This window comes from Neorhizobium descurainiae (assembly GCF_051400715.1).
Lineage (GTDB): Bacteria > Pseudomonadota > Alphaproteobacteria > Rhizobiales > Rhizobiaceae > Neorhizobium.
This window is the reverse complement of record NZ_JBLFFK010000004.1, coordinates 414,557-426,509: the sequence shown is the minus strand read 5'-3', so window position 1 is coordinate 426,509 and position 11,953 is coordinate 414,557. Positions and strand designations below refer to the sequence as shown.

Below are 11,953 nucleotides of genomic sequence, written 5' to 3'. Positions count from 1 at the left end.
CGCGGGGTGGAGCAGCCCGGTAGCTCGTCAGGCTCATAACCTGAAGGCCGCAGGTTCAAATCCTGCCCCCGCAACCAACGATCCCTGGAATTGCTCGTTATCGCTGGCGCGAAGACTTCATCTTCGCTGGCGATGGTAGCCCGTCGTCCTGCGGACCATAACCTCAAGGCCGCAGGTTCAAATCCTGCCCCCCAAAGCCTACCGAACAATCTCAATTTACAAACCATATCAAAGGCTCCGGGGAAACCTGGAGCCTTTTTGCGTTCATGGCCGTGTCCGCAGGCTCAAAAGCACGACCCATCCGAGGACGCGCCATCATACATGTCCCGATAGCGGTTTCGGCAGATAATCCTGCTCCAATTCGGCGACATCCTCATTGGTCAGCCTGATCCGAAGCGCGGCCACTGCATGTTCGAACTGTTCGATGCGGGATATCCCAACAATGGGCGCCGTGATCGCCGGACGGCTGGCGACCCAGGCATAAGCGATCTGCGCCATCGGTTTGCCGTGGCGCTCCGCGACATTCCGCAATCTTGCGATGACCGCATCATCCGTGGCCTTGGAGCGGTCGTAAAGCGAACGCGCGGTGTTGTCTGTCTGTCCCCGCTTCGTGTCGCTGTCTGCCCGCCCGGCAAGCCGGCCCCGCGCAAGCGGGCTCCACGGCACGACGCCGATGCCTTCGCTGAGGCAAAGCGGCAGCATTTCCCGCTCTTCCTCGCGGTAGATCAGGTTGTAGTGCGGCTGCATCGATACGAACGGCGCCCAGCCATGCTGGCGCTGCAGGCCGATCGCCTTCATGAACTGCCAGGCAAACATGGAGGAGGCGCCGAGATAGCGCACCTTGCCGGCGCGCACGACATCGTTCAGCGCGTCCAGCGTCTCTTCGAGCGGCGTGTCGTAGTCGAACCGGTGAAGCTGGTAAAGGTCGATGTAATCGGTTCCGAGGCGTCTTAGGCTGCCGTCGACGGCCTCAAAGACATGCTTGCGCGAAAGTCCCCAGTCATTCACGTCGCCGCTCATCGGATTGTAGAGCTTGGTGGCGATGACAAGTTTGTGGCGCGGCACGAGATCGAGCAGGACCTTGCCGACAATCTCCTCGCTCCTGCCCAGCGAGTACATGTCCGCCGTGTCGAAGAAGTTGATGCCGAGCTCGACCGCGTGCCGGAGGATTTTGGCGCTCTCTTCCTGATCGAGCACCCAAGGCGCCCAGTCGCTCGATCCGAAGGTCATGCAGCCCAGAGCCAAACGCGATACTTTGAGCCCCGTGCGGCCCAGGTTGACATAATCCATTGATACACCTCATGCTTCGGGAATGACACTGCAAGCGCGGTCTTCGCATTGGCAGGCCATTAAATTGGAAGTTTTCCAGGCAATCAATTGCCTTGCTGTCAAAATATGCAAATTTTTATCAGGGGGCTTGTCATCCTCATATTGCGTGATACGGTCAGTGTATCAATCGAGTAATACACGCATGTTCACCATCGACGCTTCCAGCATTGACCGCTCTCTGCCGGTTCCGGTCGGCAAGCAGCTCTATGGACTTTTGAGCTACATGCTCTCCTTCGGCGACATGCCGAAGGGAGTGAAGCTCCAGTCCGTGCGCCAGCTTGCGGCGGAGCTCGACATCGCGCCGATGACGGTGGCGGAGGTCTACAAGCAGCTCCGCGCCGAAGGGCTGGTGGAGATCAGGCCGGGGCTTGGCGCATTCACGGTCTATGAGCCGAACCGGCAGGTCGGCCGCATGGCGCCGGCCAATGCGCTCGGCGCCGATATCGACCATCTTTTGGAGAAAGCGGAGGGACTCGGCATCTCGCCGATCACTCTCGCGTCGATGGTGCAGGCACAGGCGAAGCTCAGAAAGCCTCGCGTCCATCTCAATGTCGTCTTCGTCGCGATCTTCGAGGCGCCGGGACGGGATTACATCGAACAGATCCGGCCGACATTCGCGGCGAATGACGTCATCGGCCTTGTGACCGTCGATCAGGTGCGCGAGAGCGAAGACATCCGCCGGCAATGCAGCGAGGCCGATCTCGTCCTCACCTTCGTGCATCGCGAGGCGGAACTGCGCGGTCTTGTGCCGGACGCCAATATTCTGGCGTTGCGCTTCATTCCCTCCGAACGCACCCGCCAGTCGCTCGCTCTCCTCGACCCCCGCATGCGGATTGCCGCCGTCACCCAGCTCAAGGACTACATCGCCATCATGCGTCCGAGCGTGCGCGAATTCGCGCCGCACATCTCGGACATTACCGTCGCGTGGTCCTATGACGAGAACCTTCCCGACATCATCGCCCGCTGCGACGTGGTGATCTACGCCTCCGGTGCGGATCACGTCGCCGATCTTGCCGGACCGAACAAACGCTGCTTCGAATACCGGCATGCGCCGGATCCGGGCGTGCTGGAGAACCTTCTGGCGCCGGCGCTCGCCGAACTGCGCCACAACAAAATCGCCGCCGGCGGCAACGCGCCAGCCAAGGTTTCCGACCTCGCATCGCGGAGAGCCAAAACCCGCTGAACCTCGACGCTTTGAACGGCTCATAACCAATAAGGGAACAGACATGAGCAAAGCATTATCGATCACCGCAGCCTTCCTGCTTGCAGGGTTTTCCTTCACCGCACTGTCTTCGGCTGAGGCAGCGACCGTGACCATCGGCACCGACGTCGACGCCGGCACGCTCGACCCGCGGCTTGCCCGCGATACGACAGCCTATCGCGCCACCGATCTCATCTATTCCGGCCTTGTCCATCTGACGCCGAGCCTGGAAGCCAAGCCGGACCTCGCCGAAAGCTGGGAGACGCCCGATCCGACGACCTGGATCTTCAAGCTTCGCCCGAACCTGAAATTCTCCGACGGCAGCCCGCTCACGGCCGACGACGTGGTCTTCACGTTCAACACCATCCTCAACAAGGACTTCAACGCGCCGATGCGGGCGCTTTACACGCCGATTTCGGCGGTCGAGGCCGTCGATCCGCAGACCGTCAAGTTTACGCTGTCGGCGCCTTATGCGCCGCTCTTGAGCTATCTCGACATCGGCATCGTGCCGAAGGCGCTCGTGGAAGGCGGCACGGACATCGCGCTGAAGCCGGTCGGCGCCGGGCCGCTGAAACTCGCCTCCTGGACGCGGGGCAGCGCGATCGAGCTCGAAGCCAACCCGAACTATTGGGGTGAGAAGCCGAAGGCCGACAGGGTCAGCCTCAAGATCATCGGCGATGGCTCGGCCCGTGCCCAGGCCTTCGAGGCCGGCGACCTTGATGTCATCCAGTCTCCGCTCGCGCCCCAGGACGTGAAGCGTCTCGAGGCCGACGACCGTTTCGGCCATGCCATCCAGGCCGGCCTCGGCGTCACCTACGTGAACTTCAATACCAAGGATCCGCTGCTTTCCAGCCCGAAGATGCGCAAGGCGTTTTCCATGCTGATCGATCAGAAGACCATCGTCGACGACATCTATCAGGGTGTCGATCAGGTGGCCTCCTCGATCATCCTGCCGTCGTCCTGGGCCTATTCCGCCGATATCAAGCAGCCCGGCTTCGACATCGAAGGCGCCGCGGCGCTTTTCAAGGAGGAAGGTTGGGCCGATGCGAACGGCGACGGCATCCTCGACAAGGGCGGCAAACCGCTGACGGTGACGCTTTCGACCCATAGCGAGGATTCCAACCGCGTCCAGACGGTCGAATTCCTGCAGGCGATCTTCCAGGCGGCCGGGGTCGATGCCAAGACGCAGATCAGCGACTGGCCGTCTTTCTCCGCCAATTACGTCCAGAAGAGCCAGCACCAGATTGCGCTTCTCGGCTGGCTGAACATCGTGGATCCGGACCGGTTGTTGTTCGCGCAGCTCACCACCGGCGGTTCGACCAACTGGGGCGGTTATTCCAACCCGGCCGTCGATGACCTTCTGAAGCAGGGCCGCTCGGCAACCACGCAGGCCGACCGCACCGCGGCCTACCAGAAAGCCGCCGGGATCCTTGCGGACGAACTGCCCTATTACATCGTCTCCTATCAGGGCTATCAGCTCTTCTATTCCAAGAAGCTGCCCTTCGAAGTGCAGGCGACGCCGCGCGGCAATATGCGTGGCCTGGTCGGTCTCAAGGACTGAAATTCGCCGGGGCCGGCGCGTCCGGCCCCTGCTTGTCAGAGACATTGCAGCTCAGGGTGATCCGATGGCTTTCTCACAGCGTCTCGGCGCGGACTTCTATGCCAAAATACACCGCGAGATCCGCACCCGAATGGAAACGGCAGGCATCGATCTGTTGCTCCTCGATTCGAACGACGACGTCATCTACACGACCGGCTTTTCGCATTACACGACCGAACGGCCCGTCGTCTTCGCCATCACTGCCGCCGATGCCTTCCTGCTGGTCCCGGAGTTCGAGCGCACGCATGCGGCGCACCAGAAGATCGCGGCGGAACCGATCGTCTATTTCGAGTTTCCCGGCGTCGACAGACCGTTCGACGTGCTCGGCCGCGCCTTTCCGGGCTTCAAGGGCACGGTCGCTTACAGTCACACCATATCGCTTGCTCGCGTCCAGCCGATCGAGGCGGCGTTTGCGAATGCCGAGCGGGTGATCCCGAGCAACATCGTTCAGCAGATGCGGCTCAGGAAACATCCGGAGGAGATCACCCTCCACCGGGAAGCTGCGCGCCTTTCGGACCGCATGGTCGAGGTGGGCGCCGAGCTGATCCGCGAGGCCATGCGCGGGGGCGGGTCCCTGCCGAGCGAGGTCGAGATCGAATCCCACGTCTCGCGACATGCCATGCGGACGATGCACGAGGAGCATGAGGACGTCATGCTGGTTCAGGGCCTTGCAAGCGGGCTCGTCTATTCCGGCGCCCGTTCCGCTTTCCCGCACGGCATGCCGACCGGCAATCCGGTGAAGGTCGGCGAGAGCATCATTCTGTCGCTCGGCTGCCGCGTCGGCGGGCGCGCGGCCGAAAGCGAGCGAACCTTTTTCATCGGCGAGCCGTCGCAGATCCAGCAGGAGCACTATGCCGTCGCCTTCGAGGCGCAACGCATGGCCACCGCGGCGCTCATCGCCGGCAAGACCTGCGCCTCGGCCGACAATCTGGCGCTGGCCTATATACGCGACAGCGGCATGGGCGAATATCTCCTTCACCGCGTCGGTCACGGCATGGGCATCATGTTCCATGAGCCGCCCTGGGTGGAAGGTGGCGATCAGACCCTCCTTGAACCCGGCATGATCACTTCCAGCGAACCGGCGATTTTCGTGCCCGGTTTTGCCGGTTACCGCATCGCCGACACCGTGCTGATCACCGCCGACGGACCGGACAGCATGACGGCCTATCCCCGCCGTATAGACGAGGTGGTCATCCAATGACGCGTTTTCCGCCATCGATCGACATGGAAGGCGGCTGCCGATGCTGAGCTATGTGATCCGTCGTCTGCTGCTGCTGATCCCGATGGCCGCCGGCATGGTGATCGTCACCTTCGGTCTGCTGCTCCTCATCCCCGGCGATCCGGCCTCCGTGCTGCTCGGACAGGAAGCCTCGGCGGAGGCGATCAACAATCTGCGCAATACGCTCGGCCTCAACGATCCCTGGTATATCCGGCTCGGTTCGTATTTCGTTGCGCTTCTTCAGGGAGACATGGGCCGCTCCATCTTCCAGAACCAGGCCGTCTCGGAGATCATCGCCGGCCGGCTCGGCGCGACGATCGAGCTTGCGGTCGTCGCGCTCATCCTCGCCTGTCTGATCGGCATCTCGCTCGGCGTGCTCGCCGCGACGAAGCAGGGTTCGTTCATCGATACGGCCTCGATGATCTTTGCTCAACTTGGGGTCTCGATGCCGGTCTATTGGCTCGGTTTGCTCCTCATGCTTCTTTTTGCCGTTACGCTCGGCTGGCTGCCATCGATCGGGAGGGGAACTCCGCTTCCCGAAGCCCTGATCGCGGCGATCACAGGTCAGCCGGGCGTATTCCTCGATTCGCTTTCCCACATCATCCTGCCGGCGGTGGCGCTGGCCGCCAATTCGGCAGCGATCATCTCACGCCTGGTGCGCGCTTCGATGCTGGAGGTGCTGCGCGAGGATTTCGTCCGCACCGCCTATGCCAAGGGTCTGCGCCGGAGGCGGGTCATCATCCGCCATGCGCTGCGCAATGCGCTCCTGCCGGTGCTGAGCGTCATCGGCCTGCGCTTCGGAGCATTGCTCGGCGGCGCGGTATTGACCGAGAGCATCTTTGCCTGGCCCGGGCTCGGTCAGCTCACCATCACCGCGATCTCGCAGCGCGACCTGCCGCTCATCCAGGGTATCGTGCTCACCTTCGCAATCATCTTCGCGCTGGTGAACCTCGTCGTCGATCTTCTCTATGCGGCCGTCGATCCGCGCATCCGTTTGGGCTAGGTTCATGAGATTACCCAAGCGTTTCCGCAACATCTCCCTGATCCTCGGCGCGATCATCGTGCTGGCGATCGTCATCTGCGCCGTCTTCGCCCCCTATCTCTCGACGCACGGCATCGAGCAGATGGACATGCGCAACCGCTTCTCCGGCCCGACGCTGGCGCATTGGCTCGGCACGGACAATTTCGGCCGCGATCTCTGGTCCCGGTTGATCTACGGCGCGCGCGTTTCGCTTTTGATCGCCTGCATCTCGGTCTTTGCCTCGGCCACCATCGGGACGGCGGTCGGACTGGCCGCGGGGTATTTCGGCGGCTGGACAGACCTGATCCTGATGCGCATCACCGACATCTTCCTCGGCTTTCCGGCGATTGTCCTGGCGCTGGCGATCGTCGCCGTGCTCGGCCCCGGCATCGTCAATGTGGCGATCGCCATCATCGTCGTCGCCTGGACGGAATATGCCCGCGTGGTGCGCGCCACGACGCTGGTGCTGCGCGAGCAGAACTATGTGCAGGCGGCCAAAGCGCTCGGCGCGCATCCGTTCCGCATCTTGGTCAAGGAAATCCTGCCGAACGCCATGGGGCCGATCATCGTGCTTGCCTCGCTCGGCTTCGGCACGGCGATCATCGCGGAATCGGCCTTGAGCTTTCTCGGCTTCGGCCTGCCGCCGCCGGCGCCCACCTGGGGCTGGACGCTCGCCTACGGCACCCGCTTCATGCGCGACGAGCCCTGGCTGGCGATCATTTCCGGCGCGACGATCATGATCACCGTGCTCGGCTTCAACCTGCTGGGCGACGGCCTGCGCGATGCACTCGATCCGCGCCACCTCTCCCGCGCGGCCGGCAGGAAGAAATAGCAATCTTTCGGATCACACAGACAATGACAGCGAAAGGAAATGTCCATGGTCAAGTCGATCAACAAGCTCCGCCCCAAATTCACCACCCATGCGGACGGCAGCGATGCCGTGCTCTTCATGCACGAGCTGGTGGGTGAGGAGGACGGACCGACGATCGGCATTTCCGGCTCGATCCACGGCAACGAAAATGCCGGTTCGCAGGCGATCGTCGACCTCTACCGCATCCTGAAGGACCAGCCGCTCAAGGGTCGCATCCTTCTGCTGCCGGTTGCCAATTCGCGCGCCTTTGCCGTCAATCACCGTTTCACGCCGATCGACGAACTGAACCTCAACCGAGAATTCCCCGGCAATCCAAAGGGCAACTACACCCAGCAGCTCGCTTATGCGATCGCCGCCGAATTCCTGGACAAGATCGACATACACCTCGACCTGCATTCCGGCACCGACCGCCCCACGGTCGATTACGTCTACATCTGGAACGACGAGCCGCTGTCGCGCGCCTTCGGTTCCAAGGTTCTGTATCGCCCGGTCCAGGGCAAGGACGGCACCGTCTATTCCGGCACGACCAAGTCGGTGACGATCGACAAACGCGGCATTCCGGTGGTGGTCGTGGAACTCGGCGGCGGCATTGTCGACCAAGGTCCCTATGTCGACCGCACGGTGGCGGGTCTTCTCAACATGCTGCGCCATCTCGGGGTGATCACGGGCGACGTGAAGCCCAATCCGAAGCAGGTCGTGGTGAACGAGATCGCCGGCGTGCGCCCGACACAGGCCGGATGGCTGGAACCGCTGGCGCCTGCAAACGGCGAGCTGATCAAGCGCGGCCAATTTCTCGGCCGCGTCGTCAGCCCCTATACTTTCGAGGTCTTGGAAGAAATCCCGACGCCCTTCGAAAACGGCATCATGATCATGCAGCACCTCTCCCGCAACCTCGTGGAATCCGGAGACTACGGCTACATGGTCGGCAATATGGAAGGCGCGACCGACTGATCATCGGCCGCCGCTTTTATGGGATGAACGGATGGAAAATCGGGCAACAGAGACAGCCGAACCGGTGCTGGCCGTCAGCGACCTGAACGTCGAGATCCTCGGGGAGAACGGGGCCTTCCCCGTGGTTTCCGAGATGAGTCTTTCGGTCCGTCCCGGCGAAACGGTCTGCATCGTCGGCGAAAGCGGCTGCGGCAAGTCGATGACCGCGCTGGCGCTCCTGCGCCTTCTTCCCGACAGCGCCCGCATCGCATCCGGCTCCATCAGAATCCATGGCGAGGATTTCCTGGCCATGGATCAGCGGCATGTCGAGGATTTTCGAGGCGACAAGATCGCCATGATCTTTCAGGAGCCGCTGACCGCGCTCAATCCGGTTCTGACGATCGGCGAGCAGATCGCCGAGTCCGTCCGCCAGCATCGCAAGGTCGGCAAGCGCGAAGCCTTCGCGCGCGCCGTCAAATGCCTTGAGCTGGTGCAGATGCCGGATTCGGAGCGGCGCGCGCGGCAATATCCGCACGAGCTTTCCGGCGGCATGCGGCAGCGGGCGATGATCGCCCTGGCGCTCGCCTGCGAACCGAAGATCATCGTGGCGGACGAGCCCACGACGGCGCTCGACGTGACGGTGCAGGCGCAGATCCTCGGTCTCATTTCCGACCTGCAGAAACGGCTCGGCACAGCGCAGATCCTGATTACCCACGATCTTGGCGTGGTGGCGGAGATCGCCGACCGGGTGATCGTCATGTATGCCGGCCGGCGGGTGGAGGAATGCAGTGTCTACGAACTCTTCGACAACCCGATCCACCCTTACACGATCGGTCTGATGGGGGCCGTGCCCCACAGGGGCGATCCCGAAGCCGCTCCCGAGCGGCTGACCGACATTCCGGGCACCGTGCCGCCGCTTTGGGATCTGCCGAAAGGCTGCGCCTTTGCGCCGCGCTGTCCAGGCGCCTCGGCCCGCTGTCTCGAAGAGCGCCCGCCCTTTATCGAAAAGAAACCCGGCCACTTCGCCGCCTGTTGGGAGCATGACGATGTCTGACGGCGCTTCCTCTCCCCTGCTCGCGGTCGAGAACCTGAAGGTGCATTTCGCCATCCGCGCCGGTATCTTCCAGCAGCGTGTCGGCGAGGTGAAAGCCGTCGACGGCGTTTCCTTTTCGATCGATGCCGGCGAGACGCTCGGCCTTGTCGGCGAAAGCGGCTGCGGCAAATCGACGACCGGTCTTGCCCTCATGGGGCTGGTGAAGGCCACCGATGGCCGCATCGCAATGAAGGGCGCCCAGAGCGTGACACAGATGCGGTCGGTGCCGAAATCGCATCGCCGCCGCATGCAGATCATCTTCCAGGATCCCTTCTCTTCGCTCAACCCGCGTCAGCGGGTGCGTGACATCATCCGTGCGCCGCTCGATATCCATGGGATCGGCACGGCGGAGGAACGGCGCGCCGAGGTGGCCAAGCTGATCTCGCTGGTTGGTCTTCGGCCGGACCAGGCCGACAATTTTCCGCATCAGTTCTCCGGCGGCCAAAGGCAGCGCATCGGCATTGCCCGCGCGCTGGCGCTGAAACCCGACATCATCGTCTGCGACGAACCGGTTTCCGCTCTCGACGTCTCCGTGCAGGCGCAGATTCTCAACCTGCTTGCCGACCTGCAGAAGGAATTCGGCCTTTCCTATCTCTTCATCTCGCATGATCTGGGCGTCGTCGAGCACGTCTCGCACCGGGTCGCTGTCATGTATCTCGGAAGGATCGTCGAGACCGGATCGAAAAAGGCAATCTTCTCGAAGCCGTTGCATCCCTATTCCGAACTGCTGCTGCGTTCGGCCCCGGCGCACGATCCGCACAAGCGGCACCGGTTCAGCGCCGTCAGCGACGACATTCCGAGCGCCACGCGAAAACCGTCCGGCTGCGCCTTCCATACCCGCTGCCCGCTGGCGACCGATATCTGCCGGCAGGTCGAGCCGGTACTCGAACAGAAGGCCGATGGCCAGTCCGTCGCCTGCCATCATCGCTAGAGAGGGTTTCATGATGATCGAAGATCTTGTCGAACTTCTCGCCGAGCCCGGCCAGCCGAATTTCTTCTACGACGCATTGGATGCTGCGCTTGCCCACCGCGTCGGGCATAGATTGCTGACCTTGCTCTACAAGGACGGTGAGGAAGTGGCGCGCGTCTATTCCAACATGCCGGACGTCTACCCGGTCTTCGGCCGCAAGCCGATGGGGGTCACGCCCTGGGGCGACCTTGTGCTGCGCCGACAGCAGCCGTTTCTCGGTCGCGATCGCGAGGCGATCAAGTGGGCCTTCTTCGACCACGAACTCATCGAAAGCCTCGGCCTTGGCTCTGCGATCAATATTCCCGTCGTCTATGACGGTGAGACGATCGGCACGATCAATCTGCTGCACGAGGAGCTCTTCTACACCGAAGAGCATGTCGGGATCGCACGGCGGTTCGCGCCGCTTCTGATCCCGGCCTTCCTCGAAGCCCGCCGCGGCAACATCACTCCCACCACCTGACGAGGAGCGTAATCGTGACCGCCTATCTTTTCGAAAACGCCCGTATCGTCGACGGAACCAGCCCGGAGGCCGGCGAACCCACAAGCGTACTCGTCGAAGGCAATCTCATCCGCGATGTGGGACCATCGGCCGGAAGCGAGAGCGCCGAGCGGATCGACCTTGCCGGCCGCACGCTGATGCCGGGCCTCATCGATGCGCATGTGCATGTCATCGCAGGCATGGCCAATCTCGGCCAGAACGCGAAGCTGCCCGATCCGGTCGTCACCGTCCGCGCCTTCAAGATCATGGGCGAGATGCTGATGCGCGGCTTCACCACCGTTCGTGACCTCGGCGGTGCGACATCCGGCCTCGTTGCCGCCGCGGCGGAAGCGCCATGGCCCACGCCGCGGCTCAATATCTGCGGCAAGGCGCTGTCCCAATCCGGAGGCCATACGGACTATCGCGGTCCCTACGACGACACACCGGCACTGAAGACCGGCCACACGCTCGGCAATCTCGGCCGTATCTGCGATGGCGTGCCGGAAGTCCGCAAAGCGGCCCGCGAAGAGCTCAAGTCCGGCGCCCATTTCATCAAGGTCATGGCGAACGGCGGCATCGCCTCGCCAACAGATCCCATTCATTTCCTCGGTTTTTCCCGCGAGGAATTGATGGCAGCCGTCGAAGAGGCGGAGAATGCCGGCACCTATGTTGCCGCGCATCTCTATACGGACAAGGCGATCCTCCGGGCGATCGAATGCGGCATCCGCTCACTGGAGCATTGCAACCTGATCGTGCCCGAGACGGCGAAGCTCGCCGTCGAGAACGGCTGCATCGCGGTGCCGACGCTGGTGACCTACGAGAAGCTCGGCGTTGAAGGTCCGGCACTCGGCTTGCCGCCTGCTTCGATCGCCAAGGTGGATTCGGTGCGGCTCGCCGGGATGGAATCGCTCGCGATCATGCGCGAAGCGGGGCTTTCCATGGCTTTCGGGACGGACCTGCTCGGGGAAATGCATCGTCATCAGTCGGAAGAATTCGTCATCCGCTCCCGTGTTCTTCCCGTCCATGAAGTGATCGCCGCCGCAACCCACGTCGCGGCGAAGCTGTTGCGGATGGAAGGCAAGATCGGCTGTATCGCACCAGGCGCCTTCGCCGACCTCATCGTCGTTGACGGCGATCCGCTCAAGGACATCTCGCTCCTGACCAGGCAGGGCGCCCATCTGCCAATGATCATGAAGGACGGCGTGTTTATAAAACGCGGGTGATGGAAAGGGCCGTTTCCG

The 11,953-nt window shown here is 62.6% G+C and carries 11 protein-coding genes and 1 tRNA gene; 11 read left to right on the top strand and 1 reads right to left on the bottom strand.

Going from position 1 to position 11,953, the window contains the following annotated elements:
- Nucleotides 1-77: transfer RNA gene (locus ACMGE0_RS10950), tRNA-Met, on the top strand.
- Between the two features lie 238 nt (nucleotides 78-315).
- Here ACMGE0_RS10950 and ACMGE0_RS10945 read toward each other — a convergent pair.
- Nucleotides 316-1,290, bottom strand: a complete 975-nt coding sequence (locus ACMGE0_RS10945) for an aldo/keto reductase (RefSeq protein WP_436815871.1) — start codon at nucleotides 1,288-1,290, stop codon at nucleotides 316-318.
- Between the two features lie 181 nt (nucleotides 1,291-1,471).
- On the opposite strand from ACMGE0_RS10945, the gene ACMGE0_RS10940 reads away from it, so the two are divergent.
- From ACMGE0_RS10940 to ACMGE0_RS10895, 10 genes are all read left to right on the top strand, one after another.
- A complete protein-coding gene (locus ACMGE0_RS10940; RefSeq protein WP_436815870.1) occupies nucleotides 1,472-2,512 on the top strand; it encodes a GntR family transcriptional regulator in 1,041 nt (346 codons plus the stop codon).
- Between the two features lie 43 nt (nucleotides 2,513-2,555).
- Nucleotides 2,556-4,091, top strand: a complete 1,536-nt coding sequence (locus ACMGE0_RS10935; protein ID WP_436815869.1) for an ABC transporter substrate-binding protein — start codon at nucleotides 2,556-2,558, stop codon at nucleotides 4,089-4,091.
- Between the two features lie 64 nt (nucleotides 4,092-4,155).
- Nucleotides 4,156-5,331 carry a M24 family metallopeptidase gene (locus ACMGE0_RS10930; RefSeq protein WP_436815868.1) on the top strand — a complete coding sequence of 392 codons (1,176 nt, stop codon included), beginning with the start codon at nucleotides 4,156-4,158 and terminating at the stop codon, nucleotides 5,329-5,331.
- A gap of 40 nt (nucleotides 5,332-5,371) precedes the next feature.
- Entirely contained in the window at nucleotides 5,372-6,352 is a 981-nt protein-coding gene (locus ACMGE0_RS10925) for an ABC transporter permease (protein ID WP_436815867.1), read from the top strand.
- 4 nt (nucleotides 6,353-6,356) lie between these two features.
- On the top strand, nucleotides 6,357-7,202 hold the full coding sequence (locus ACMGE0_RS10920; protein ID WP_436815866.1) for an ABC transporter permease: 846 nt from the start codon (nucleotides 6,357-6,359) through the stop codon (nucleotides 7,200-7,202).
- Nucleotides 7,203-7,247: 45 nt separating this feature from the next.
- Nucleotides 7,248-8,192, top strand: coding sequence for a succinylglutamate desuccinylase/aspartoacylase family protein (locus ACMGE0_RS10915; RefSeq protein WP_436815865.1), 945 nt, complete (start codon nucleotides 7,248-7,250; stop codon nucleotides 8,190-8,192).
- Between the two features lie 31 nt (nucleotides 8,193-8,223).
- Nucleotides 8,224-9,225 (top strand): ABC transporter ATP-binding protein, encoded by a 1,002-nt coding sequence (locus ACMGE0_RS10910; RefSeq protein WP_436815864.1) that lies wholly within the window; start codon nucleotides 8,224-8,226, stop codon nucleotides 9,223-9,225.
- Complete coding sequence (locus ACMGE0_RS10905) at nucleotides 9,218-10,195, top strand: ABC transporter ATP-binding protein (protein WP_436815863.1); 978 nt, start codon at nucleotides 9,218-9,220, stop codon at nucleotides 10,193-10,195. Before ACMGE0_RS10910 ends, ACMGE0_RS10905 begins: the two co-directional genes overlap by 8 nt.
- Before the next feature lie 10 nt (nucleotides 10,196-10,205).
- Nucleotides 10,206-10,694: a GAF domain-containing protein gene (locus tag ACMGE0_RS10900; protein ID WP_436815862.1), complete on the top strand. Its 489-nt coding sequence runs from the start codon at nucleotides 10,206-10,208 to the stop codon at nucleotides 10,692-10,694.
- 14 nt (nucleotides 10,695-10,708) lie between these two features.
- Entirely contained in the window at nucleotides 10,709-11,935 is a 1,227-nt protein-coding gene (locus ACMGE0_RS10895) for a metal-dependent hydrolase family protein (RefSeq protein WP_436815861.1), read from the top strand.
- Nucleotides 11,936-11,953: the final 18 nt, after the last annotated feature.